The 23024-nt window shown below is 68.1% G+C and carries 25 protein-coding genes; 12 read left to right on the forward strand and 13 right to left on the reverse strand.

From position 1 onward, the window contains the following. Window positions 1–4: 4 nt before the first annotated feature. The 3 genes from FQ142_RS17085 to FQ142_RS17095 are packed head-to-tail and all read right to left on the reverse strand — an operon-like array spanning window position 5 to window position 1560. Window positions 5–400 carry a PLDc N-terminal domain-containing protein gene (locus FQ142_RS17085; RefSeq protein WP_149424287.1) on the reverse strand — a complete coding sequence of 132 codons (396 nt, stop codon included), beginning with the start codon at window positions 398–400 and terminating at the stop codon, window positions 5–7. Window positions 401–438: 38 nt separating this feature from the next. Beyond that, entirely contained in the window at window positions 439–1368 is a 930-nt protein-coding gene (locus FQ142_RS17090; protein ID WP_149424288.1) for an aldo/keto reductase family oxidoreductase, read from the reverse strand. A gap of 9 nt (window positions 1369–1377) precedes the next feature. Further along, the gene (locus FQ142_RS17095; protein WP_149424289.1) at window positions 1378–1560 is read right to left on the reverse strand and encodes a hypothetical protein; all 183 of its coding nucleotides are present in this window, start codon (window positions 1558–1560) and stop codon (window positions 1378–1380) included. Window positions 1561–1690: 130 nt separating this feature from the next. On the opposite strand from FQ142_RS17095, the gene FQ142_RS17100 reads away from it, so the two are divergent. From FQ142_RS17100 to FQ142_RS17110, 3 genes are read left to right on the forward strand one after another with little or no spacing between them, the layout of a single operon-like run. Next, window positions 1691–2068 carry an XRE family transcriptional regulator gene (locus FQ142_RS17100; protein WP_235564200.1) on the forward strand — a complete coding sequence of 126 codons (378 nt, stop codon included), beginning with the start codon at window positions 1691–1693 and terminating at the stop codon, window positions 2066–2068. Between the two features lie 33 nt (window positions 2069–2101). After that, window positions 2102–2542 carry an ImmA/IrrE family metallo-endopeptidase gene (locus tag FQ142_RS17105; RefSeq protein ID WP_149424290.1) on the forward strand — a complete coding sequence of 147 codons (441 nt, stop codon included), beginning with the start codon at window positions 2102–2104 and terminating at the stop codon, window positions 2540–2542. A gap of 35 nt (window positions 2543–2577) precedes the next feature. Further along, on the forward strand, window positions 2578–3180 hold the full coding sequence (locus tag FQ142_RS17110) for a GNAT family N-acetyltransferase (protein WP_149424291.1): 603 nt from the start codon (window positions 2578–2580) through the stop codon (window positions 3178–3180). Window positions 3181–3195: 15 nt separating this feature from the next. On the opposite strand, the gene FQ142_RS17115 is transcribed toward FQ142_RS17110, so the two are convergent. Continuing rightward, window positions 3196–3399, reverse strand: a complete 204-nt coding sequence (locus FQ142_RS17115) for a hypothetical protein (RefSeq protein ID WP_045253213.1) — start codon at window positions 3397–3399, stop codon at window positions 3196–3198. Between the two features lie 106 nt (window positions 3400–3505). Between FQ142_RS17115 and FQ142_RS17120 the strand changes: the two genes are divergently transcribed. Further along, window positions 3506–4117, forward strand: a complete 612-nt coding sequence (locus tag FQ142_RS17120; protein WP_149424292.1) for a flavodoxin family protein — start codon at window positions 3506–3508, stop codon at window positions 4115–4117. A gap of 32 nt (window positions 4118–4149) precedes the next feature. Here FQ142_RS17120 and FQ142_RS17125 read toward each other — a convergent pair whose 3' ends face one another. Continuing rightward, window positions 4150–4482, reverse strand: coding sequence for a hypothetical protein (locus tag FQ142_RS17125; RefSeq protein WP_149424293.1), 333 nt, complete (start codon window positions 4480–4482; stop codon window positions 4150–4152). A gap of 47 nt (window positions 4483–4529) precedes the next feature. After that, window positions 4530–5600, reverse strand: a complete 1071-nt coding sequence (locus FQ142_RS17130; RefSeq protein ID WP_149424294.1) for a hypothetical protein — start codon at window positions 5598–5600, stop codon at window positions 4530–4532. A gap of 72 nt (window positions 5601–5672) precedes the next feature. Between FQ142_RS17130 and pgi the strand changes: the two genes are divergently transcribed. Next, window positions 5673–7352: a glucose-6-phosphate isomerase gene (gene pgi / locus FQ142_RS17135; protein ID WP_149424295.1), complete on the forward strand. Its 1680-nt coding sequence runs from the start codon at window positions 5673–5675 to the stop codon at window positions 7350–7352. An 80-nt stretch (window positions 7353–7432) separates the two neighbouring features. Here the strand turns inward: pgi and nrdF are convergent, their stop codons facing one another. The 4 genes from nrdF to nrdH are packed head-to-tail and all read right to left on the reverse strand — an operon-like array spanning window position 7433 to window position 11275. After that, the gene (nrdF, locus tag FQ142_RS17140; protein ID WP_045253201.1) at window positions 7433–8413 is read right to left on the reverse strand and encodes a class 1b ribonucleoside-diphosphate reductase subunit beta; all 981 of its coding nucleotides are present in this window, start codon (window positions 8411–8413) and stop codon (window positions 7433–7435) included. Window positions 8414–8444: 31 nt separating this feature from the next. Beyond that, window positions 8445–10565: a class 1b ribonucleoside-diphosphate reductase subunit alpha gene (gene nrdE / locus FQ142_RS17145; protein ID WP_045253250.1), complete on the reverse strand. Its 2121-nt coding sequence runs from the start codon at window positions 10563–10565 to the stop codon at window positions 8445–8447. 20 nt (window positions 10566–10585) lie between these two features. Then, window positions 10586–11035: a class Ib ribonucleoside-diphosphate reductase assembly flavoprotein NrdI gene (gene nrdI, locus FQ142_RS17150; RefSeq protein ID WP_056420671.1), complete on the reverse strand. Its 450-nt coding sequence runs from the start codon at window positions 11033–11035 to the stop codon at window positions 10586–10588. 6 nt (window positions 11036–11041) lie between these two features. After that, on the reverse strand, window positions 11042–11275 hold the full coding sequence (gene nrdH / locus FQ142_RS17155) for a glutaredoxin-like protein NrdH (protein WP_045253199.1): 234 nt from the start codon (window positions 11273–11275) through the stop codon (window positions 11042–11044). 434 nt (window positions 11276–11709) lie between these two features. Here nrdH and FQ142_RS17160 point away from each other — a divergent pair, with 434 nt between their 5' ends. The 5 genes from FQ142_RS17160 to FQ142_RS17180 all read left to right on the forward strand — a co-directional run bounded on the left by FQ142_RS17160 (window position 11710) and on the right by FQ142_RS17180 (window position 16766). Continuing rightward, on the forward strand, window positions 11710–12873 hold the full coding sequence (locus FQ142_RS17160; RefSeq protein ID WP_149424296.1) for an MFS transporter: 1164 nt from the start codon (window positions 11710–11712) through the stop codon (window positions 12871–12873). Window positions 12874–12911: 38 nt separating this feature from the next. Further along, window positions 12912–13670 carry an alpha/beta fold hydrolase gene (locus FQ142_RS17165; RefSeq protein ID WP_149424297.1) on the forward strand — a complete coding sequence of 253 codons (759 nt, stop codon included), beginning with the start codon at window positions 12912–12914 and terminating at the stop codon, window positions 13668–13670. Further along, window positions 13667–14827 (forward strand): acyl-CoA dehydrogenase family protein, encoded by a 1161-nt coding sequence (locus tag FQ142_RS17170; RefSeq protein ID WP_149424298.1) that lies wholly within the window; start codon window positions 13667–13669, stop codon window positions 14825–14827. Before FQ142_RS17165 ends, FQ142_RS17170 begins: the two co-directional genes overlap by 4 nt. Before the next feature lie 80 nt (window positions 14828–14907). Then, window positions 14908–15375, forward strand: coding sequence for an Lrp/AsnC family transcriptional regulator (locus FQ142_RS17175; RefSeq protein WP_149424299.1), 468 nt, complete (start codon window positions 14908–14910; stop codon window positions 15373–15375). Further along, a complete protein-coding gene (locus FQ142_RS17180; protein ID WP_149424300.1) occupies window positions 15372–16766 on the forward strand; it encodes an aspartate aminotransferase family protein in 1395 nt (464 codons plus the stop codon). Before FQ142_RS17175 ends, FQ142_RS17180 begins: the two co-directional genes overlap by 4 nt. A gap of 115 nt (window positions 16767–16881) precedes the next feature. Here FQ142_RS17180 and FQ142_RS17185 read toward each other — a convergent pair whose 3' ends face one another. Next, window positions 16882–18423: a PucR family transcriptional regulator gene (locus tag FQ142_RS17185; protein WP_149424301.1), complete on the reverse strand. Its 1542-nt coding sequence runs from the start codon at window positions 18421–18423 to the stop codon at window positions 16882–16884. A gap of 101 nt (window positions 18424–18524) precedes the next feature. Between FQ142_RS17185 and FQ142_RS17190 the strand changes: the two genes are divergently transcribed. After that, a complete protein-coding gene (locus FQ142_RS17190; protein WP_149424302.1) occupies window positions 18525–20009 on the forward strand; it encodes a CoA-acylating methylmalonate-semialdehyde dehydrogenase in 1485 nt (494 codons plus the stop codon). A gap of 25 nt (window positions 20010–20034) precedes the next feature. Continuing rightward, window positions 20035–21423, forward strand: a complete 1389-nt coding sequence (locus tag FQ142_RS17195) for an aspartate aminotransferase family protein (protein ID WP_149424303.1) — start codon at window positions 20035–20037, stop codon at window positions 21421–21423. Between the two features lie 21 nt (window positions 21424–21444). Here the strand turns inward: FQ142_RS17195 and FQ142_RS17200 are convergent, their stop codons facing one another. Together FQ142_RS17200 and FQ142_RS17205 are read right to left on the reverse strand one after the other, a co-directional pair. Continuing rightward, a complete protein-coding gene (locus tag FQ142_RS17200; RefSeq protein ID WP_056420643.1) occupies window positions 21445–22173 on the reverse strand; it encodes a FadR/GntR family transcriptional regulator in 729 nt (242 codons plus the stop codon). 34 nt (window positions 22174–22207) lie between these two features. Beyond that, the gene (locus tag FQ142_RS17205; RefSeq protein WP_149424304.1) at window positions 22208–22987 is read right to left on the reverse strand and encodes a 3-oxoacyl-ACP reductase; all 780 of its coding nucleotides are present in this window, start codon (window positions 22985–22987) and stop codon (window positions 22208–22210) included. Window positions 22988–23024: the final 37 nt, after the last annotated feature.

The following is a 23024-nucleotide window of genomic DNA, read 5'->3' on the forward strand; positions in this document are numbered from 1 at the left end:
CGACCTAGCTCTGCGCGGCGCCAGACCCTGCAGCGGGGTCGCCGTCCTCTCGACGGCGCCTCTCGATCTCCCGCCGCAGGCGCCATTCCTCGATCTCACGATCCAGGTCCGCGATCTGCTGCTCCGTGCTCCGCGTGTCCACCGGCATCGCGGGAGCCGGATCCGGCCGCCTGCTCGCCGGCCGGGCCGCCGGACGCACTCGGGGGATGCGCAGACCTGCCTCCGAGTACTCCCGCCCGATCGCGAACCACAGCAGGCTCCCGATCAGCGGCAGCAGGATCACGATGATGATCCACGCCATCTTCGGCAGATACCTGACCTGCGAGTCGTCGCGCTTGATGATGTCGACGAGCGCGCCGACCATCAGGGCGATGACGAGGATCGTGAACAGGAACGGCATGAGTTCAGGGTAGACGACGCGCGCGTGCGGCGCTCGGACTAGGGCAGCAGGTGCCCGGCCGCACGGAACAGCTCGTACCATTCGGCGCGAGTGAGGTCGATGTCGGCGCCGGCCGCGGCATCTCGCACACGGTCGGGCGTCGTGGTGCCGAGGACCACCTGCATCTTCGCGGGGTGCCGCGTGATCCAGGCCGTCGCGATCGCGATCGGCTCGACGCGGTACGACGCGGCGAGACGATCGATCACGGCGTTCAGCTCCGCGTAGTTCGGGTCGCCGAGGAACACGCCCGTGAAGAACCCGCCCTGGAACGGCGACCATGCCTGGATCGTGATGCCGTTGATGCGGCAGTACTCGACGATCCCTCCGCCGTCGCGGACGATGCTCTGATCCTCTCCCGACATGTTCGCAGCGATCGGCTGGGCGATGATCGGCGCGTGCGTGATCGAGAGCTGCAGCTGATTCGCGATCAGCGGCTGGGTCACCGCCGTGCGCAGCAGGTCGATCTGACGCGGGGTGTGATTCGAGACGCCGAACGCCCTGACCTTGCCCGCGGCCTCGAGCTCGTCGAACGCCCTGGCGACCTCTTCGGGCTCGACCAACGCGTCAGGACGGTGCAGGAGCAGCACATCGAGACGATCGGTGCGCAGCGCCGCGAGCGATCCCTCCACCTGCCGGATGATGTGCTCGTACGAGAAGTCGAACGATCCCTCGGCCGGGTTGATGCCGCACTTGGTCTGCAGCACGATCTCGTCGCGCTCGCTCGCGGAGAGGCCGAGCGCGTCGGCGAAGCGCCCCTCGCAGACGTGCATCGCGCCGCCGTAGATGTCGGCGTGGTCGAAGAAGTCGATGCCGGCTGTGCGAGCACTGTCGTACAGTTCGCGGATGTGCGCGTGGTCCTTGTCGTCGATCCGCATCATTCCGGCGACGACGGCGGGGGCGGTGGTGGATCCGAAGGGGATGGTCTTCATACGCCCACGCTAGCGCTCCGGTGGCACGAGTTCACTCACCGGGATGCCCAGCGCATGCGCGATGTCGGCGAGGTCGACGACCGTGAAGTCGGCCCGCATCGCGAGCTTGCTCCGAAGAGCCTTCGCGCTGATCCCTGCCTGCTCTGCGAGCCACTGCGGTGTCCTGCCGGACGCGACCAGTTCATCGCTCACCCTGGATGCGACCATTCGTCTCACATCTGTCGTCACCCGTAGACACTATCGCCGCACATGACGCCGAGCAAGCCATGCTCGCACCGGTATGACAGCATACTGGCTTCGTCGCAGTGCTATCGTGACTCACGTGAAGACACCGGGCGAGCAGTTCAACGCAGCAGTCGGCCGACAGCTCCGGGGCGAGATCGCCGCTGCCGGCAGCAGCATCGCCGCGATGTCGCGGGAGATCGGCATCGCCCGCAGCGCGCTCGACAACTACGTCACCGGCAAGCGCGCGATCCCGGTTCCGATCGTCTACGCGGTCTGCGCGGCCGTCGACCTCGAGCCCCATCTCATCCTCCGCCGCGCCGAGGAGCGGCTGCGCGCCGAGGCCGCACGCAGGGGTGCCACCATCACGCCTCTGCGCCCGCGCACCGATGTCCGCGGTCGACGAGAAGATGACTCCGAAGTCGCGTTCGACTCCCCCGTGACCCACGACGACGACACCGACGACCTGTACGACTGACCCGCGACCGGCGACCGGCGACGAGGAGGACCCATGGAGCACCTCCTCCGCCTGCTCGAGGACAACGGACTGCACTTCGTCGAGGGCCCGGGCCGCTCCTACGGCGGCTACGAGCCGACGACCGCGACGATCCGCGTGGCACCGGGGCTCACCGCGCGAGCGACGTGCAGCGTGCTCGCGCATGAGCTGGCACACGCCGTGCTCGGGCATACGCCGACGGCGGACGCCGAGCTGCGCGCGCGTCAGGAGCGTCGCGCCGACGAATGGGCAGCTCGACTGCTCATCACCGCTCCCGCGTATGCAGAGGCCGAGCGACTGCGCGGCACGCACCTGGCGAGCATGGCCTTCGAGCTGGGAGTGACCGTCGAGATCGTGGCCGCGTACCGGCGCCTCCTCCTGCGCATCGGCGACACCACCTACGTCGGCGCGAGGATGGGCAACGGGCAGTGGGACGAACGGGCTCTGAGCGCGTGACCGCGCGTCACCCGCGGCGCTGATTGAATGGCCCCATGACTTTTCGTACCTCCCCCGCCCCGGTCACCCTCACCGGACGCCTCGTCGAGCTGCGTCCACTCGAGCCGTCGCACCATGACGGCCTGCTCGAGGCGCTGCTCGAGGGCGATCTGTGGAAGAACGCCTGGTACACCTCTGTGCCGTCGCCCGAGGGCCTCGCCGCCGAGATCGAGCGCCGCATCGGCCTGATCGAGAGCGGCGGGATGATCCCGTTCACGGCGTTCGACGCCGACGGACGAGTGCTGGGGCTCACCTCGTACTACGACCTCGACGATGACGCGCCCCGGCTGCACATCGGCTACACGTGGAACCGGCCGTCCGCGCACGGAACCGGCACGAATGCGGAATCCAAGCTGCTGCTGCTGCGGCACGCGTTCGAGGAGCTCGGCGTGTTCCGTGTCGGGCTGACGACCCAGTGGGTGAACTTTCAGTCCCGCGCCGCGATCGAGCGTCTGGGCGCGAAGCAAGACGGCGTGATGCGGGCGATGAGCCGCTACCGCAACGGCGCGCTGCGCGACAGCGTGGAATTCTCGATCATCGAGCCGGAATGGCCGGCGGTGAGGGCCAACCTCGAGGCGAGACTCGCGAAGCGCGGCTGAGTGCGCCGCGACCCACTACTCGGTGGCGTTGCCCGACCAGTTGTCCTTGCGGCGGGTGGCGGACCCTCCCGCGCGCATCATGAACGCCAGCGACAGGCTGGTGATGAGCAGGCCGCCGATGAACACGATCGCCTGGAAGTCCTCGAGCGACTGAGCGAGCCCCATGAGCCAGATGCCTCCGAGGAAGAGGATCATGAAGAAGATGAAGCTGAGGATCACGGGATCTCCTGTCGTAGCGGCCGTGTTCCACGATACCGTCTAGCGCACACACCCCGGGCACGGAACCCCCTGTGCCCGGCGCGACGATGGTGGTTTCGTGCGGGGTATGAGCACTCCACTGACAGCCCTGGCCATCTCCTGCACTCTCAAGCCCTCCCCTGCCGAGTCGAGCAGCGACCTGCTCGGCGAGCAGATCCTCGCGGCCCTCGGCGAGCACGGCGTCTCGGGCGAGCTCGTCCGCGCCGTCGACCACACGATCAGCCCCGGAGTGGAGGCGGACATGGGTGCGGGCGACGGGTGGCCGCAGCTGCGCGAGAAGGTCCACGCCGCCGACATCCTCGTCTTCCTCACCCCCACCTGGATGGGACAGCACTCCAGCGTCGCCCAGCGTGTGCTCGAGCGACTGGATGCGGAGCTGAGCGAGACCGACGACGCGGGACGCCCGATCCTCTTCGACAAGGTCGCGATCGCCGGCATCGTCGGCAACGAGGACGGCGCGCACCACATCGCCGCCATCCTATTCCAGTCCCTGAACGACATCGGATACTCCGTGCCGGCGCAGGGGTCGGTGTACTGGAACGGCGAGGCCATGCACACCGTCGACTACAAGGATCTCGAGGAGACCCCCGAGAAGGTCGCCCAGACGACGGCCACCGCAGCCCGCAACGCCGCGCATCTCGCGCGACTGCTGGCGGGCGAGGGCTACCCCGCCGAGTAGCTCACGTCGAGGAGTAGCTCACACCGCCGAGCTCATTCCTCGACGAGGCTGCCCTCGTTCTTGCCGAACTCGATGAAGTCGTCGATGACGAGCTCGCCGGTCGCGTTGAGAGAGCGCATCATGGCTTCGATGCGCTGCTTCTCGACGTGCTGGGGCTCGGCGCTGGTATAGAGGAACTGCAGCGGGATCGCGGGGTGGACCCACACGGTCACCCGTCCTGGGTCACCGCCCTCGCGCGGGCGCCAGCTCATCATGAAGCTCTCTTGACGACGCAGCTTGGTCCCCACGATGACCTTCAGATGCGCGAGCGTCCCATCGTCGATGAGGATCGGCTCTGAGATGCCGTCGTACCGCAGTCTTCCCATGTGAAAACCGTACCTCCACGCGCGCCTCGGCGCGGACATGACATCGCTCAGACACCCCGCCGGAAGGTAACGACCTCGTCACGACGCGTGCGCTGCACGGTCATGCCCGCGAGCTCGAGCCTGCGGAAGACGCGTCGCGGCACCGCGGGGAGCTCAGAGGTACGCCCGGCGGGGGCTTTCGCGAGGCCGGCGATCAGCGAGAGATCCACGGCGGCTCCCTCCGCCCCGGTCCCCTCGGTTCCGGCCCCCTTCGTTCCGGTCCCCCGCACTTCGACCCTCGCGTAGTCGCTGCGCGTCCGCCAGACGAGCGTCTCGAGCTCATCGAACGGGATGCGGTGCGTCGCGGCGCCCACTCGGATCCGCAGCTCGTCGTCACCGAACGCGACGGAGCACGGGAGAGTGCGGCGCCGGATGACCGCCAGCAGGACGAGGTACACCGGAAGCGCCAGGCCCGCCCCCACCACGATGATCGCGATCCTCGGGCCGAGGAGCATGCCGGCGCCGTCGAGGGCGATCAGCAGAGCGGCCCCCGCGAGCCCCACGACCACGACGATGAGGACGATGGAGATCGTCAGCGCTCGCATCCGCAGCGGCACGGCCGGGAACTCGACGCGAGATCCGTCGGCGGTGTCCTCCCGCTGCCAGGCCGGCGGGGTGGGGGCCGGCCGCTTCGCCGTGTCGCGATGCCGGAACAGGTCGGTCACGCGCGAGAGCAGTCCGAGCCAGATCCATCCCGTCGCGGGGCCCGCGGCGATCTGCAGCACGAGGGCGATCGCGCGCGCGGGCTCCGGCAGATCGGCGAGGAGCTCGGCCCCGTCGAACTCGATCACGACGAGCATCGTCGCGGTGAGCACCGCGGCGACGATGACGTGCAGGATGACGCCGATGCGCGCGGGGCGCATCTCCATCGTGGCGTTCACGAACGAGAACGCGATGCCGAAGCCCCCCAGCAGCATCAGCAAGAAGGGGAAGAAGTCGAGGTCGCCGCCGGCGAGGGTCCAGGCGATCGCAGCGACGAGCAGGACGACGCCGATCACGAAGGGGTCGCGCACGAACCGGCGGGTGACAGTGGCTCTGATCCGCCGGTCGGCTGCGGTCTCGGGGGCCGTATCGGTCATCGCAGTCATCCTAGAACGAGGGCGGTCGTCACGACGGGCGCGCAACCCTCCGCACGGCAGTACCGTTGATCCATGACCGCTCCCGTTGATCCGACACACACTCCCGCCTGGTCCGACCTCGCCGCGCTGCGCGAGTCGGTCAGCCCCGACCTGCGCGGCTGGTTCGCCGCCGATGCGGCCCGCGCCGAGCGCCTCTCGTTCCCGCTCGCCGATCTCCACGTCGACCTGTCGAAGAACCTCGTGGATGACGACGTCCTCGCGGCCCTGCTCCGTCTGGCCGAGCAGACGGGCGTCGCCGAACGGTTCGCCGCGATGCTCGCGGGTGCGCACCTCAACACCTCCGAGGACCGCGCGGTGCTGCACACCGCGCTCCGGCGACCGGCCGGAGCCTCCCCGGAGCTCACCGTCGACGGCCAGGATGTGGATGCCGACGTGCAGTCCGTGCTCGAGGCGCTGAGCGCGTTCGCCACACGGGTGCGCGAGGGCGAGTGGCTCGGGATCACCGGCAAGCGGGTCACCCACGTCGTGAACATCGGCATCGGCGGTTCGGACCTCGGACCCGTCATGGTCTACGAGGCGTTGAAGCCCTATGCGGATGCCGGGATCGAGGCCAGGTTCGTGTCGAACATCGACCCCACGGACCTCGCCCAGAAGACCGCCGATCTCGACCCCGAGACGACGCTCTTCATCGTCGCGTCGAAGACGTTCACCACCCTGGAGACGCTGACCAACGCCCGGCTCGCGCGCGACTGGCTGTGGGCGGGGCTCACGGCATCCGCGTCCATCGCCGATGACGACGAGGCCCGCGCCGACGCCGTCGCGCATCACTTCGTCGCCGTGTCGACCGCCCTCGACAAGGTGGCCGAGTTCGGCATCGACCCCACCAACGCCTTCGGGTTCTGGGACTGGGTCGGCGGCCGCTACTCCGTCGACTCGGCGATCGGCCTGTCGCTCGCCGTCGCGCTGGGGCCCGATGTCTTCCGCGACCTGCTCGCCGGATTCCATGCGGTCGACGAGCATGTGCGCACCACGCCGCTCGAGCGCAACGTCCCGATCCTGATGGGCCTGCTGAACGTCTGGTATGTGAACTTCCACGGGGCACAGTCGCACGCGGTGCTCCCCTATGCGCAGCAGCTGAACCGCTTCCCCGCGTACCTGCAGCAGCTCACGATGGAGTCCAACGGAAAGTCCGTGCGCTGGGACGGCACCCCGGTGACGACCGACACGGGCGAGGTCTTCTGGGGCGAGCCCGGCACCAACGGACAGCACGCGTTCTACCAGCTGATCCACCAGGGCACCCGGCTCATCCCCGCCGACTTCATCGCGTTCGTGAACCCGGCGTATCCCTCGAGCGACGGCGACCAGGATGTGCACGAGCTGTTCCTCGCGAACTTCCTCGCCCAGACCAAGGCGCTCGCTTTCGGCAAGACGGCGGAGGAGGTCGAGGCGGAGGGCACCACCGGTGCGCTGGTCGCCGCACGCACCTTCGCCGGCAACCGCCCGACGACGTCGATCTTCGCGCCGGCGCTGACGCCCCAGGTGCTCGGCCAGCTGATCGCCCTCTACGAGCACATCACGTTCACGCAGGGCACGATCTGGGGCATCAACTCGTTCGACCAGTGGGGTGTCGAACTCGGCAAGCAGCTCGCCATGCAGATCGCGCCCGCGATCGGCGGCGACGCCGCGGCGATCGACGCCCAGGACGCGTCGACCAGGGCGCTGCTGGAGTACTACCGCGCGAACCGGACGTAGGGGGCGCAGCAACGACGAAGGGGCGGATGCCGCAGCATCCGCCCCTTCGTCGTACTCTCGGCGTCTCGGTTCGACGGGACTCAGAAGTCCCAGTCGTCGTCTTCCGTGGCCTCGGCCTTGCCGATGACGTAGGACGAGCCCGAACCGCTGAAGAAGTCGTGGTTCTCGTCGGCGTTCGGCGAGAGCGCCGACAGGATCGCCGGGTTCACGTTCGTCACGGTCGAGGGGAACATCGCCTCATAGCCGAGGTTCATCAGCGCCTTGTTGGCGTTGTAGTGCAGGAACTTCTTGACGTCTTCGGTCAGACCGACGCCGTCGTAGAGGTCTTGCGTGTACTGCACCTCGTTGTCGTAGAGCTCGAACAGCAGGTTGAAGGTGTAGTCCTTCAGCTCCTGACGGCGCTCCTCGGTCTCGTTCTCGAGGCCCTTCTGGAACTTGTACCCGATGTAGTACCCGTGCACGGCCTCATCGCGGATGATGAGACGGATCAGGTCGGCCGTGTTCGTCAGCTTCGCCTTCGACGACCAGTAGATCGGCAGGTAGAAGCCCGAGTAGAACAGGAACGACTCGAGCAGCGTCGAGGCGATCTTGCGCTTGAGCGGGTCGTCGCCCTGGTAGTAGTCCATGATGATCTGAGCCTTCTTCTGAAGGTTCGGATTCTCGGTCGACCAGCGGAACGCCTCATCGATCTCCTTGGTCGACGCGAGCGTCGAGAAGATCGAGGAGTAGCTCTTCGCGTGCACCGACTCCATGAAGGCGATGTTCGTGTACACGGCCTCCTCATGCGGGGTGATCGCATCGGGGATCAGCGAGACGGCACCGACGGTTCCCTGGATCGTGTCGAGCAGCGTGAGGCCGGTGAACACGCGCATCGTGAGCAGCTGCTCGTCGGGGGTCAGCGTGTTCCACGACTGGATGTCGTTCGACAGCGGCACCTTCTCGGGCAGCCAGAAGTTGTTCACCAGACGGTTCCAGACCTCGAGGTCCTTGTCGTCGATGATGCGGTTCCAGTTGATCGCCTGCACGCTGTCGACCAGCTTGATCGGGGGGTGGGGGGTCATGTCCTCGTCGTTTCTCGTGTTCAGGGGGCGATCAGAGCATGCACGAGACGCACTCGGTCATGTCGGTGCCCTCGAGCGCCATCTGACGCAGACGGATGTAGTAGATCGTCTTGATGCCCTTGCGCCATGCGTAGATCTGCGCCTTGTTGATGTCACGCGTCGTGGCGGTGTCCTTGAAGAACAGCGTCAGCGACAGGCCCTGGTCGACGTGCTGCGTGGCCGCGGCGTACGTGTCGATGACCTTCTCGTAGCCGATCTCGTACGCGTCCTGGTAGTACTCCAGGTTGTCGTTCGTCATGAACGCGGCCGGGTAGTAGACGCGACCGAGCTTGCCTTCCTTGCGGATCTCGATCTTCGACGCGATCGGGTGGATCGACGACGTGGAGTTGTTGATGTACGAGATCGAGCCGGTCGGCGGCACCGCCTGCAGGTTCTGGTTGTAGATGCCGTGCTCCTGGATCGACGACTTCAGCGCCACCCAGTCGGCCTGCGTCGGGATGTGCTTGCCGGCGAAGAGCTCCTTGACCTTGTCGGTCTCGGGAACCCAGGCGCGATCGATGTACTTGTCGAAGAACTCCCCCGACGCGTAGGTCGAGTCCTCGAAGCCGTCGAAGGCCTGCTTGCGCTCGATGGCGAGGTTGTTCGAGGCGCGCAGCGCGTGGAACAGCACCGTGTAGAAGTAGATGTTCGTGAAGTCGATGCCCTCTTCGGAGCCGTAGTAGACGTGCTCGCGAGCGAGGTAGCCGTGCAGGTTCATCTGCCCCAGACCGATCGCGTGCGAGCGGTCGTTGCCGTCTTCGATCGAGCGGACCGAGCGGATGTGGCTCTGGTCGCTGACCGCGCTCAGCGCACGGATCGCGGTCTCGACGGTCTGGCCGAGGTCGTCGGCATCCATCGACAGCGCGATGTTCATCGAGCCCAGGTTGCAGGAGATGTCCTTGCCGATCTGGTCGTACGACAGGTCGTCGTTGTACGTGGTCGGCGTGTTCACCTGCAGGATCTCGCTGCAGAGGTTGGACATGTTGATGCGGCCCTTGATCGGGTTCGCCTTGTTCACCGTGTCCTCGAACATGATGTACGGGTAGCCCGACTCGAACTGGATCTCGGCGATCGTCTGGAAGAACTCGCGCGCGTTGATCTTCGTCTTCTTGATACGAGGGTCGTCGACCATCTCGCGGTACTTCTCGGTCACCGAGATGTCGCCGAAGGGAACGCCGTAGACCTTCTCGACGTCGTACGGCGAGAAGAGGTACATGTCCTCGCCGTTCTTGGCGAGCTCGAACGTGATGTCGGGGACGACGACGCCGAGCGACAGCGTCTTGATGCGGATCTTCTCGTCGGCGTTCTCGCGCTTCGTGTCGAGGAAGCGCATGATGTCGGGGTGGTGCGCGTTGAGGTACACCGCACCGGCGCCCTGACGGGCACCGAGCTGGTTGGCGTAGCTGAAGCTGTCTTCGAGCAGCTTCATCACGGGGATGATGCCCGAGGACTGGTTCTCGATCTGCTTGATCGGCGCGCCGGCCTCGCGGATGTTCGAGAGCAGCAGTGCCACGCCGCCGCCGCGCTTCGAGAGCTGGAGGGCGGAGTTGATGCCGCGGGCGATCGACTCCATGTTGTCTTCGATGCGCAGCAGGAAGCAGCTGACGAGCTCGCCGCGCTGCGCCTTGCCCGAGTTGAGGAAGGTCGGGGTCGCGGGCTGGAAGCGGCCGGAGATGATCTCCTCGACGAGGTCGACCGCGAGCTTCTCGTCGCCGCCGGCGAGACCGAGGGCCGTCATCACGACGCGATCCTCGAAGCGCTCGAGGTAGCGCTTGCCGTCGAACGTCTTGAGCGTGTAGCTCGTGTAGTACTTGAAGGCGCCGAGGAAGGTCTCGAAGCGGAACTTCTTGCCGTAGGCGAGATCGTTGAGCTTCTGGATGAACTCCATCGAGTACTGCTCGATGACGGCCGGCTCGTAGTACTCCTTCTCGACCAGGTAGTCGAGACGCTCCTTGAGGGAGTGGAAGAACACGGTGTTCTGATTGACGTGCTGCAGGAAGTACTCGCGCGCAGCCCGCTTGTCGGCGTCGAACTGGATCTTGCCGTTCGCGTCGTACAGGTTCAGCATCGCGTTGAGCGCGTGATAGTCGAGCCCCTCGTAGCTGGGGTTCATCTTGAAGGCGACCGTCTCGGTCACTGCCTGCTCGTCAACTGTGCTGTCCACTGATGTTCCAATCCGTCGCTCACGCGATCCACGTCATCTTGTGTGCCGAAGATCTCCAGCCGATACAAGTGAGGCACGTGGCACTTGCGGCTGATGATGTCCCCGGCGAGACAGAACGACTCGCCGAAGTTGGTGTTGCCCGCAGAGATCACTCCGCGGATGTGGCGCCGGTTGCGCTCGTCGTTGAGGAACCGGATCACCTGTTTGGGCACGGCACCTCGCTCGACGCCGCGTCCCTCACCCCCGCCGTAGGTGGGAGTGATCAGCACGAAGGGCTCGTCGACGACAAGATCTTCCTGCTGCCGGAGAAGGGGGATGCGGCGGGCCGGGAGCCCGAGCTTCTCGACGAAGCGGGCGGTGTTGCCCGACGCGCTCGAGAAGTAGACCAGGAGCGGCGCAGCGGTCGCGACGGCGCTCATGGCGGATCAGGCCAGACGCGAGGCGAGCTCGTCGATCTTGTCGGGGCGGAAGCCCGACCAGTGACCCTCGTCGGTGACGACGACGGGTGCCTGCATGTAGCCGAGCGACTTGACCTGCTCGAGAGCTGCCGGATCCTCCGACAGGTCGAGGATCTCGTACTCGATGCCCTTGGCGTCGAGCGCCCGGTAGGTGGCGTTGCACTGAACGCAGGACGGCTTCGTGTAGACCGTGATCGACATCTTTTCGCTTCCCCTCAAATCTCTGGCCCGGTTGTTCATCGGGTGTTTTTCCGGCAGACCCTCACCGGGATCTCAATACTACATATAGGTACGGACATTCAGAGTGACCACTAGGGGTAGTAGTTACATCCGTGTAGTTTTCCACCGCTCTCCACTGATACAACACAGGTTCTCCACCGTTTCTTCCACAGGCGCGGCCCCTCCGACGACGTCGCCGAACCGCATGAAATCGCGGCTGGGAAGCACCTGTGAGAGATCTATCCACAGGGGGCAGGTTACGAGGGGCCTCGGACATCCGAGTTTCTGTGGAATCGTCGTCTCGGCGTGTCGCGGCGTGTCGGCGAGGAGCCGCTTCGCCGACCGTCCGTCGCGCCCGGTAACGTTGACCCGTGGCGGGATATCGGGACCTTCTTCGCACGCCCGGAGTGGCGCGCATGATCGCTGCACAGCTGACCGCGCGGTTCCCGAACGGCATGACATCGCTCGCGATCCTCCTGCACGTCGAGCAGCAGACGGGCTCCTACGGATCCGCCGGCCTCGTGCTCGCCGCCACCAGCGTGGGACAGGCCGTCGCCGGGCCCATCACCAGCAGGTGGATGGGCGTGTGGGGGATGCGCCGCGTGCTCACCCTCACCCTCACCGTCTGTGCGATCGCGGTGCTGGGCCTCGCGCTCCTCCCTCTGAACGTCCCCGGCTACATGGTGCTCGGCATGATCGCCGGTCTCTCGACGCCACCGGTGCAGTCTGCGGTGCGCACCATCTACCCGAAGCTCGTGAACGCCAAGCAGCTCACCCCGCTGTTCTCCCTCGACGCCTCGCTGCAGGAGATCATCTGGGTCCTCGCCCCGGTCGTGATCACCCTGGTCTCGACGCAGGTCGGCACCTCGGAGGGACTGCTCCTCGTCGTGGTCGTGCTCGTGGGCGGCGGAGCCTGGTTCATCCTCTCCCCCGAAGTCGGCCGCGTGCGCATCCCGCGCAGTCGCAACGCCTTCGGCAAGGTCGTGCTGAAGCCGCCGGTGCTCCTCGCGACGGTGATCGGCTTCCTCCTGATCGGCGCCTGCTCGGCGGTCGAGGTCGGGGTCGTCGCGACCTTCGAGCACGGCAGCCTCGCCGCGGGGCTCGTGCTCGCCGTCTTCTCGGTCGGCAGCCTCGCCGGCGGACTCTCGTTCGGGCACATCCCGATCGGGCCGTGGGCGATGGCACGCCGCCTCGCGATCGTCACGGTCGGCCTCGCACTGACGATGGTCTCGCTCGACGTGTTCTGGCTGGGCGGCACCCTGGTGCTCGCCGGCATCGGCATCGCCCCGGCGCTCGCCGTGCTGTTCGCGATCACCACTGCGAGCGTGAAGTTCAGCGAGACCGCCGAGGCGTTCGGCTGGGCGGGCACCGGGCAGCTCATCGGCGCCGCGGCGGGCTCGGCCGTGGCCGGGTTCCTCGTCGACGCGACGGACCCCCGTGGCGCGTATCTCGCGGCCACGCTGTTCGCCGCGGCAGGGCTGGCCGTCTCCATCGTGTTCGTCAGGTCCTTCCCCGATCTGCGCGGTCGGGACGCGAGCCCGCACCCCGACACCGAGCCGGTCGAGGTCACGCCGTCCTGACCCGCCGCCGCGCGGTATCCCGGTCGTAGGCTGAGGGCATGGCCGCACCGCTCACCCTCCCCCGCATCAGCTGGGGCGATCCCGCATCGGATCGCCGCATCCTCCTCGTGCACGGACTGGGCTCGTCCGGCGCTCTCATGTGGCGGGTGGGCGCCGCGCTCGCCGAGAGCGGATGGCATGCGACGGCGATCGACCTGCGCGGCCACGGCGATGCACCGCGAGCTCTCGACTACTCCGTCGCGGCGTACGCGGCTGACCTCGCCGCGACCCTCCCCGACGACGGCGGCTCCTGGGATGCGGTGGTCGGCCACTCCCTCGGCGGTGCCGCGAGCACGGTCGCCGCGGCATCCGCCCCCGCCTGGACCCGCAGACTCGTGCTGTGGGATCCGGCGATCCTCATCGACGGACGGGATGCCGCCATCGTGCGCCGGAGCCAGGAGCGCGCCTTCGCCGACAACAGGGTCGAGCTGGTGCGGCAGGAGCATCCGCAGTGGCATCCGCAGGACGCCGAGCTCAAGGTCGACGCGGTGCGTCGAGCGAGCGCGTGGGCCGTCGAGCAGACGAGCGTGCAGAACACGCCCTGGGATGTCACGGCCGACGCCGCGCGACTCACGGTGCCCACGCACGTGATCGGCGCGGACCCCGCCGTCTACAGCATCTTCACCGGAGACGTCGCGGTCGCCGTGCTCGACGCCAATCCGCTCATCACCATGTCGGTGGTCGCCGGTGCAGGGCACTCCCTGCACCGCGACAGACCGGAGGAGACGCTCCGCCAGCTCGAGGAGGCTCTCTCGTGAACCCGTTCGACCCGACCCTGCACCTGCCGGACGACCTGCTCGAGCGGATCCGCGAGCGGGCGCCGATCCATGACCGCGACAACACCTTCCCCGAGCAGGATCTCGAGGAGCTGCGCGCCGCGGGATACCTGTCGATCCTCGTTCCCGCCGAGCGCGGCGGCGCGGGGCTGAGCCTGGCTCAGGCGGCGATACTGCAGCAGCGCCTCGCCACGGCGGCGCCGGCGACGGCGCTCGCGATCAACATGCACCTGGTCTGGACCGGGGTCGCCAAGGTGTTCTCCGACCGGGGCGTCCCCGGTTTGGAGTTCGTGCAGGACGGCGCCGTCGCCGGCGAGGTGTTCGCCTTCGGCATCAGCGAAGCGGGCAACGACCTCGTGCTCTTCGGCAGCGACACCGAGGCGGTGCCGACGAGCGACGGCGGCTACGCCTTCACCGGCACGAAGATCTTCACCTCGCTCGCGCCGGTCTGGACGAAGCTCGGACTGCACGGCCTCGACACGACGAGTCCCGATGCCCCGAAGCTGGTGTTCGCGTTCGTCGAGCGCACCGACGCGATCACGACGAGCGACGACTGGGACACCCTCGGCATGCGCGCGACGCAGAGCCGGACGACCCGCCTGAGCGGTGCCGTCGCGGATGCCGCGCACGTCGTCCGCCGCATCGATGTCGGACCCTCACCCGACCCGATCGTGTTCGGCATCTTCTCGGTGTTCGAGATCCTGCTCGCCTCGGTGTACACCGGCATCGCGCGTCGCGCGCTCGATCTCGCCGTGCGCACCGCCTCGTCGCGCCGGTCCAAGAAGACGGGCGCGGCATACAGTCAGGACCCCGACATCCGCTGGCGCATCGCCGACATGGGACTCGCCTACGACGCGCTCCCCCCTCAGATCGCCGCGCTCGCCCGCGACGTCGACGAGCGCGTCGACAACGGCGCCCGCTGGTTCGTCCTGCTGTCCGGGGTCAAGCATCGCGCGATCACCATGGCGAAGCACGTCGTCGACCAGGCCATGCTCGTCGCGGGCGGCGGGTCGTACTTCTCCGCGAACGAGCTCTCGCGGCTCTACCGCGACGTCCTGGCGGGAGCCTTCCACCCCTCCGACCCCGAATCCGCGCACGCGACCGCCGCGAGCGCCTGGCTGGGTCCGCTGGAGAGCTGAGCTTCCGATTTCACGACCGAGAAGCCATTTGCTCTGCGGAATCAGTTGAAGAGCGCGGCCTCGAGTGCGAAGATCGCATCATGCCGCACTCGAAGAAGCACCCTCCGCTGGATGGCGTCGCGAAGACGATCATCGAGCTGCTCCAGGAGGACGGGCGGCGCTCGTACTCCGACATCGGCCGCGAGGTCGGCCTGAGCGAGGCGGCGGTGCGCCAGCGCGTGCAGCGCCTGACCGAGTCCGGGGTGATGCAGATCGTGGCCGTCACCGACCCGATGCAGCTGGGCTTCCCGCGTCAGGCCATGATCGGCATCCGCGTCTCCGGCGACACCCGCGTCGTCGCGGAGCAGATCGCCGAGATCGCGGCCATCGACTACGTCGTCATCACGGTCGGCTCCTTCGACATCCTCGCCGAGGTCGTGTGCGAGGACGACGAGGACCTCCTCGCGATGATCAACGACCACATCCGCCCGATCGACGGAGTGCTGTCGACCGAGACCTTCATCTACGCCAAGCTGCAGAAGCAGCTCTACAACTGGGGGACCAGGTGAGCACGCACCGCACGACTCCGTCCGAGGCCGAACTCCAGGCCATGGCCAAGGATCATCTCTGGATGCACTTCACCCGTCAGTCGACGATGGAGAAGAGCGGAGTGCCGATCATCGTCAAGGGCGACGGGCACCGCATCTGGGACTCGAAGGGCAAGGAGTACTTCGACGGGCTCGCGGGCCTGTTCGTGGTGAACGCGGGCCACGGGCGACGCCGTCTGGCGGAGGCCGCGGCGGCGCAGGCATCCGAGCTGTCCTTCTTCCCGCTCTGGTCGTACGCGCACCCCGCGGCCATCGAACTCGCCGACCGACTGGCCGACGAGGCGCCGGGCGACCTCAACCGCGTGTTCTTCTCGACCGGCGGCGGCGAGGCGGTCGAGACGGCGTTCAAGCTCGCGAAGCACTACTGGAAGCTGATGGGCAAGCCCACCAAGCACAAGGTGATCTCGCGATCGGTCGCGTACCACGGCACCCCGCAGGGCGCCCTCGCGATCACCGGCATCCCGGCGATGAAGTCGATGTTCGAACCCGTGACCCCCGGCGGTTTCCGCGTGCCGAACACCAACTTCTACCGGGCGGCCGAGATGGGCGGCCCGAGCGACGATCTCGAGGCCTTCGGCCGCTGGGCCGCCGATCGCATCGAGGAGATGATCCTGTTCGAGGGTGCCGACACCGTCGCCGCCGTCTTCCTCGAGCCGGTGCAGAACTCGGGCGGATGCTTCCCGCCCCCTCCCGGCTACTTCGCCAGGGTGCGCGAGATCTGTGACCGGCACGACGTGCTCCTGGTCTCCGACGAGGTCATCTGCGCGTTCGGACGCCTCGGCCACACCTTCGCGTGCACGGGCCTGGGCTATGTGCCCGACATGATCACGTGCGCCAAGGGCATGACGAGCGGATACTCCCCCATCGGCGCCACGGTGATCAGCGACCGGATCTACGAGCCGTTCTCGACGGGCGATGTGTCGTTCCCGCACGGCTACACCTTCGGAGGCCACCCCGTCTCTGCCGCCGTGGCTCTGGAGAACCTCGCGATCTTCGACGAGGAGGGCCTGAACGCGCATGTACGTGAGAACTCCCCGCTCTTCCGTGCCGAGCTCGAGACCCTGCTCGACCTGCCCATCGTCGGCGACGTGCGCGGCGACGGGTACTTCTTCGGCATCGAGCTGGTGAAGGACAAGGGCACCAGGGAGACGTTCGACGACGACGAGTCCGAGCGGCTGCTGCGAGGCTTCCTCTCCCCCGCCCTGTTCGAGGCCGGGCTCTACTGCCGTGCCGACGACCGCGGAGATCCCGTGATCCAGCTGGCTCCACCGCTGACGATCGGCCCGGCCGAATTCCGTGAGATCGCGCAGATCCTGCGCGGCGTGCTCTCGGAGGCCCAGTCGGTTCTCTAGACCTGGTGGCGTCGGCCCTACAGTCCGGGGGCCGACACGCCACATAGCGGCCGAACCTGCCGGATCGGATCGACATCTGGCGTGTCGGCCCCCGGAACGGACGGGGCCGGGGGTGTCAGGCTGGCCGTGAGGTGCGGCGGCGCGCCAGAAGAGCCAGGTGGAGCGCCGCGATCGTCTCGCCGTCGTCGAGGTCGGCGCCCAGCAGATCACCGATCAGAGTGAGCCGCTGGTAGAAGACCGATCGCGACAGGTGACTCGCCGCAGCCGCCGCGGAACGGTTGCCGGGGTGGGCGACGAGGGCGGCCAGCACGTCGAGCAGATCGCCGCGGCGCTCGCGATCGTACGCCACGACAGGCGCCAGCATCCGCTCGCTGTGCGCCAGCAAGCGGTGGTCGTCGCGGAGCGACGCGACGAAACGCTCCAGCGGGCGGTCGTCCACCCGCCGCACGCGCGGGCCGGCATCCGAACGGTCGCTCGCGGCGAGATCACGCGCAGCCCGCACCGACGCGAGCAGCCCCACGACGTCATCCGCCGCGGGACCGACGAAGACCGTGCGGTCGGGACCGACGAGGCCGGCGACGAGCGCATCCGTCAGCGGAACGGATGCCGGCAGCGACAGCAGTGCGACATCGTCGCCATCCACCGGTGCGGCGACCACCGCGACCCCGGCCTGCGCTGCGCGATACGCGAGCTGCACCGCAGGTTCTGTACCGCGCGCCACGATCCCGTGGCAGTGCCGCTCCGTGAGCATGATCCCGCTGGTCGCGAGGCGGGCCTCGATGTCATCCGGACTCGCGAAGCGCGCGCCGAGCAGATCGTCGATGAGGCCGCGCTGGGCGAGCAGCGACCACTCGGAATCGCCACCGTCCGCGAGGCATCCGAAGGCGAGGGCCGTGGCTCCCTGCTCGAGCACGGTGAGACGCCCGGCCGGATGCGCGGGTCCTGGCAGCGCGAGCAGGGTCCCCCACCGCACGCCGCGCGCCTGCACCGGCACGCGATCCGCGACGCGGAGCTGCGTCAGCGCTTCGGCGACCGGCGTCCGCAGGGTCTCGTGGGCGATCACCTCGCGCGCCAGGTTCTCGAGAACGACCGGAGCTCCGAGCGCGCGCGCCGTCTCGGCGACCACGACGTCGGCCGGGGCTCCCCGCAGGCTCAGCGCCGTGAAGAGCTCGTGCAGGCGCTGGCGTTCGCGCAGCGCCATGGTCTGCGCGGCGATCAGCGCCCGGTGCACGGTCTCCGTGACGGCGACGAACTTGACCTCGCTGGTCAGCGCGATCAGAGCGAGCCCCCGCTCCGCGCACACCTCGACGACGGCCTCCGGGATGCGTGCCTGTCCGGAGCCGAGTTCGACCACGACTCCCGCGATCCCGGCCTGACACAGCCCGATGGCGAAGTCCCGCAGCTCCTCGGGAGCGGTCGGCCAGCCCGCCCCGGTGCTGAGCAGCAGCTCCCCGCCGTCGAGCAGGCGGGCGACGCCGACACTGTCGGACACGTGCACCCAGCGCACGGCGGCATCGAGAGCTGCGCCGCCGACGATCACCTCGGGAGCGCCGGCCTGCAGCACGGGCTCGGCGAGCACATCCGCCACGGTGAGCAGCGCGTCGTCGCGCGTCGGACGATCTGTACGAATGGAGCGAAAGTCCTGACGGTCTGACATCGCGATCCCCTTGCTCGCTCTGTGATCATGGAGAAGAACAAGCCTATCGAACCCCGGTCAGAGTGTTCGACACCGTCTTCATCAGCCCTCGGAGGAACATCGTGGATATCGTCCGTCACGTCATCAACGGAGTGGAGACCGCCGAGGCGGCTCGCACCGGCCAGGTCTTCGATCCCGCCACCGGTCAGGTGTCGAAGCAGGTCGCCTTCGCGTCGACCGCCGAGGTCGACTCCGCGATCGCCGCCGCCGCAGCCGCGGCACCCGCGTGGCGCGAGACCAGCCTCATCAAGCGCGCCGATGTGTTCTTCCGTCTGCGCCAGCTGCTCAAGGAGCGCACCCCCGAGCTCGCGGCGATCGTCACCTCAGAGCACGGCAAGGTGCTCTCGGATGCCGCGGGCGAGGTCTCACGCGGCATCGAGAACGTCGAGTTCGCCGCCGGTCTCGTGCATCTGCTGAAGGGCGAGCGCAGCGAGCAGGTCTCGCGTGGGGTCGACGTGCACTCGGTCAAGCAGCCGGTCGGCGTCGTCGCCGCGATCACGCCGTTCAACTTCCCCGTGATGGTGCCCCTGTGGATGGTCGCCTCGGCCATCGCATGCGGCAACACGGTGGTGCTCAAGCCCAGCGAGAAGGATCCGTCGGCCTCGGTCTGGCTCGCGAAGCTCTTCCAGGAGGCGGGTCTTCCCGACGGCGTGCTGAACGTGGTGCACGGCGACAAGGAGGCCGTCGACGCGCTGATCGAGTCGCCGCGCGTGAATGCGATCAGCTTCGTGGGCTCGACCCCCATCGCCCGCTCGATCTACCAGCGGGCCTCGACTGCGGGCAAGCGCGTGCAGGCACTCGGCGGCGCGAAGAACCACATGGTCGTGATGCCGGATGCCGACATCGACGCCGCAGCGGATGCCGCGATCTCGGCCGCCTACGGCTCGGCCGGCGAGCGCTGCATGGCCGTCTCGGTGCTCGTCGCGGTCGGCGACATCGCCGACGATCTGGTCACCGCGATCGCCTCGCGCATCGAGGGTCTGACGATCGGCGCGGGCACGGATGCCGCGAGCGAGATGGGTCCGCTCATCACGCGCGAGCACCGCGACCGCGTCGCGTCGTACGTGACGGGTGCCGAGGCCGAGGGCGCGACGGTCGTGGTCGACGGCACGACGACGCAGTTCGACTCGGAGGGCTTCTTCATCGGAGTCAGCCTGATCGACCAGGTCGCTCCGGGAATGAAGGTCTACGACGACGAGATCTTCGGTCCGGTGCTCTCGGTGGTCCGCGTCGAGACCTACGCCGAGGCCGTCGAGCTCGTCAACGCGAACGCCTACGGAAACGGCACGGCGATCTTCACGCGAGACGGCGGCACCGCCCGTCAGTACGAGTTCGACATCGAGGTCGGTATGGTCGGCGTCAACGTACCGATCCCCGTGCCGATCGGCGCCTACTCGTTCGGCGGCTGGAAGGACTCGCTGTTCGGCGACTCGCACATCTACGGTCCCGAGTCGGTGCACTTCTACACTCGGTCGAAGGTGGTCACCACCCGCTGGCCCGACCACACGCCCTCGCAGATCGACCTGGGCTTCCCGAGCAACCACTGAGACTCTGAGAGCTGAGACACGAGACATGACGAACTACACCGATCGCCACGGCGCATCGCACCCCCTGCCGGCATCCGAGGCCGAGGCGCAGGTGAGAGCGGATGACCGCGGCCACGTCTTCCACTCCTGGAGCGCCCAGGGCCTGATCGATCCGCTGCCCGTCGCGGCGGGCGAGGGCTCGACGTTCTGGGACTACGCCGGCAACGCCTACCTCGACTTCTCGAGCCAGCTGGTGAACCTGAACCTCGGGCACCAGCATCCCGATCTGGTCGCAGCGATCCAGCAGCAGGCCGGTCGCCTGTCGACCATCCAGCCGGCGATGGCGAACGACGTGCGGGGCGAGCTCGCCCGGCTCATCGTCGAGGTCGCCCCCGAGGGCTTCGAAAAGGTCTTCTTCACGAACGGCGGCGCCGAGGCCAACGAGTACGCGGTGCGCATGGCGCGTCAGTCGACCGGTCGCCACAAGGTGCTGTCGATGTACCGCAGCTATCACGGCTCCACGTCGACGGCGATCTCGCTCACGGGCGACCCCCGCCGGTGGGCCAACGGCACGCCCGACTCGGGAGCCGTGCGCTTCTTCGGGCCGTACCTCTACCGCTCGCCGTTCCACGCCGAGACGCCCGAGCAGGAGTCCGAGCGCGCACTCGCCCACCTCGAGCAGACGATCCAGCTCGAAGGCCCCGCGACGATCGCCGCGATCATCATCGAGACCGTCGTCGGCACGAACGGTGTGCTGGTGCCGCCGCCCGGTTACCTGCAAGGCGTGCGCGAGCTGTGCGATCGCTACGGCATCGTCTACATCGCGGACGAGGTCATGGTCGGCTTCGGTCGGCTCGGCGAGTGGTTCGGCATCGACGCCTACGGCGGCCGCCCCGACCTGATCACCTTCGCCAAGGGCGTGAACTCGGGCTACGTGCCGCTCGGCGGCGTCGTGATCTCGGAGCGCATCGCCAAGGCGTTCGACACCACGCCCTTCGCCGGCGGGCTGACCTACTCGGGCCACCCGCTCGCGTGCGCCGCGGGTGTCGCGACGTTCGAGGTGTTCCGCCGCGACGGCATCCTCGAGCGGGTACGCGACCTCGGCACACGCATCGTCGAGCCGACCCTGCGCCACTGGGTCGACACCCATCCGAGCGTCGGCGAGGTGCGCGGCCGCGGGCTGTTCTGGGCGGTGGAGCTGGTGCGCGACAAGGAGACCCGCGAGCCGCTCGTGCCGTTCAACGCGAGCGGAGCGGATGCGGCTCCCATGGGCGCCTTTGCCGCGGCGGCGAAGAAGGCCGGCGTCTGGCCGTTCACGCACTTCAACCGCATGCATGTGGCGCCTCCCCTCGTGATCGAGGAGGACGACCTGGTGCGCGGTCTGGCGGTTCTCGACGAGGCGCTGTCGGTCGCCGACGAGCACGCCCGCAGCTGATCCGAGCTCGGCGGCGCGGGTTCAGACCAGGAAGCCGCGCAGCAGCGACTCGGAGCCGGCGAGGTGATCGCGCATCGCCGCCTCCGCGGCGTCGGGCCGTCCGGCGAGGATGGCCGAGACGATCTGCTCGTGCTGCTCTCCCGAGTGCTGGATGTTGCGGGGCATCAGAGGGAAGGTGTCGAGCCAGGCGTTGACGTCGGCCCGGTTCTCGGCGACCAGCGCGACGAGGGAGGGGATGCCGGCGGCCTCGGCGATCGCGAGGTGCAGCAGGGTGTCGAGGCGCCGGTACTCCTCGGGACCGGCCGGCAGGGCCGCCTCATGGCGCGCCCACAGGTCGGCGCGGGTCGCGGCATCCAATGACCGTCCGGCAGCCGCACGGGCTGCGCCGGTCTCGAGGACACGTCGAAGGCCCAGCACGTCGTCGACCTCGGTGGCGGTCACGGCGCCGGCATCCGAGGGATGGGGCAGCGGGTCGGCGACGAACGTGCCGCCGTACCGCCCCCTCTTGGGCACCAGGTACCCGGTGTCGGCGAGTTCGCGGATCGCTTCACGGACGGTGTCGCGGCTGACGCCGAAGGATGCCGCGAGCTCGCGCTCCGGCGGCAGCGACTCCCCCGGCGCGACCACGCCGAGGCGGATCGTCTGGACGAGGCGAGCGACCGCGTCCTCGAGCGCATTGCCCCGTCGCAGCGGCCGGTAGACGGCGCGGCGCACCTCGACGAGATCGCCGTCGGGAAGGTGCTCGCTCATGTCCTTCACCCTGTCACAGCGACATGATCCCGCTTCACAGCGGGGTGACGTAGGCGTTGGTGATGCCGCCGTCGACGACGAAGGCGCTGGCGGTGATGAACGACGAGTCGTCCGAGGCGAGGAAGGCCACGGCCGCCGCGAGCTCGGACGGCTCCGCGAAGCGTCCCATCGGCACATGCACGAGGCGTCGCTGCGCGCGCTCGGGGTCCTTCGCGAAGAGCTCCTGCAGCAGCGGGGTGTTCACGGGCCCGGGGCACAGGGCGTTCACGCGCACTCCCTGACGGGCGAACTGCACGCCGAGCTCGCGCGACATCGCGAGCACGCCGCCCTTCGACGCCGTGTAGCTGATCTGCGAGGTGGCCGATCCGAGCAGGGCGACGAACGAGGCGGTGTTGATGATCGACCCTCGGCCCGCGGGCACCATGTGGCGGAGTGCCGCCCGACTGCAGAGGTACACGCTCTTGAGGTTGACGTCCTGCACCCGGTCCCAGGCCGGCAGCTCGGTCGTCTCGATCGAGTCGTCGTCCGCCGGCGAGATCCCCGCGTTGTTGAACGCGATGTCGATGCGACCGAACTCGGCGGCCACGCCGTCGAACAGCGTGTTGACCTTCTCCTCGTCGGCGACGTCGACCGGGCGGAACACGCCGCCCACGTCGGCTGCGGCCGCTTCTCCCGTGGCGGGATCGACGTCGGCGATGACGACGAACGCCCCCTCGGCCGCGAAGCGCTGGGCGGTGGCGAAGCCGATCCCGCTCGCCCCTCCCGTGATGATGGCGACGCGGTCCTTGAGTCGCTGGGTCAGATCGATGCTCATGTGTGTTTCTCCGTTGCAGGGTGGGGATGCGGGAATC

This window comes from Microbacterium sp. ANT_H45B (assembly GCF_008369345.1).
Classification (GTDB): Bacteria; Actinomycetota; Actinomycetes; order Actinomycetales; family Microbacteriaceae; genus Microbacterium.

What these genes read in the sequence shown, in the direction of transcription:
- FQ142_RS17085 (WP_149424287.1), bottom strand. Translation starts at nt 400, where the DNA reads ATGCCGTTCCTGTTCACGATCCTCGTCATCGCCCTGATGGTCGGCGCG.
- FQ142_RS17090 (WP_149424288.1), bottom strand. Translation starts at nt 1,368, where the DNA reads ATGAAGACCATCCCCTTCGGATCCACCACCGCCCCCGCCGTCGTCGCC.
- FQ142_RS17105 (WP_149424290.1), top strand. Translation starts at nt 2,102, where the DNA reads ATGGAGCACCTCCTCCGCCTGCTCGAGGACAACGGACTGCACTTCGTC.
- FQ142_RS17110 (WP_149424291.1), top strand. Translation starts at nt 2,578, where the DNA reads ATGACTTTTCGTACCTCCCCCGCCCCGGTCACCCTCACCGGACGCCTC.
- FQ142_RS17120 (WP_149424292.1), top strand. Translation starts at nt 3,506, where the DNA reads ATGAGCACTCCACTGACAGCCCTGGCCATCTCCTGCACTCTCAAGCCC.
- FQ142_RS17125 (WP_149424293.1), bottom strand. Translation starts at nt 4,482, where the DNA reads ATGGGAAGACTGCGGTACGACGGCATCTCAGAGCCGATCCTCATCGAC.
- FQ142_RS17130 (WP_149424294.1), bottom strand. Translation starts at nt 5,600, where the DNA reads ATGACCGATACGGCCCCCGAGACCGCAGCCGACCGGCGGATCAGAGCC.
- pgi (WP_149424295.1), top strand. Translation starts at nt 5,673, where the DNA reads ATGACCGCTCCCGTTGATCCGACACACACTCCCGCCTGGTCCGACCTC.
- nrdF (WP_045253201.1), bottom strand. Translation starts at nt 8,413, where the DNA reads ATGACCCCCCACCCCCCGATCAAGCTGGTCGACAGCGTGCAGGCGATC.
- nrdE (WP_045253250.1), bottom strand. Translation starts at nt 10,565, where the DNA reads ATGAACCCCAGCTACGAGGGGCTCGACTATCACGCGCTCAACGCGATG.
- nrdI (WP_056420671.1), bottom strand. Translation starts at nt 11,035, where the DNA reads ATGAGCGCCGTCGCGACCGCTGCGCCGCTCCTGGTCTACTTCTCGAGC.
- nrdH (WP_045253199.1), bottom strand. Translation starts at nt 11,275, where the DNA reads ATGTCGATCACGGTCTACACGAAGCCGTCCTGCGTTCAGTGCAACGCC.
- FQ142_RS17160 (WP_149424296.1), top strand. Translation starts at nt 11,710, where the DNA reads ATGATCGCTGCACAGCTGACCGCGCGGTTCCCGAACGGCATGACATCG.
- FQ142_RS17165 (WP_149424297.1), top strand. Translation starts at nt 12,912, where the DNA reads ATGGCCGCACCGCTCACCCTCCCCCGCATCAGCTGGGGCGATCCCGCA.
- FQ142_RS17175 (WP_149424299.1), top strand. Translation starts at nt 14,908, where the DNA reads ATGCCGCACTCGAAGAAGCACCCTCCGCTGGATGGCGTCGCGAAGACG.
- FQ142_RS17185 (WP_149424301.1), bottom strand. Translation starts at nt 18,423, where the DNA reads ATGTCAGACCGTCAGGACTTTCGCTCCATTCGTACAGATCGTCCGACG.
- FQ142_RS17195 (WP_149424303.1), top strand. Translation starts at nt 20,035, where the DNA reads ATGACGAACTACACCGATCGCCACGGCGCATCGCACCCCCTGCCGGCA.
- FQ142_RS17200 (WP_056420643.1), bottom strand. Translation starts at nt 22,173, where the DNA reads ATGAGCGAGCACCTTCCCGACGGCGATCTCGTCGAGGTGCGCCGCGCC.
- FQ142_RS17205 (WP_149424304.1), bottom strand. Translation starts at nt 22,987, where the DNA reads ATGAGCATCGATCTGACCCAGCGACTCAAGGACCGCGTCGCCATCATC.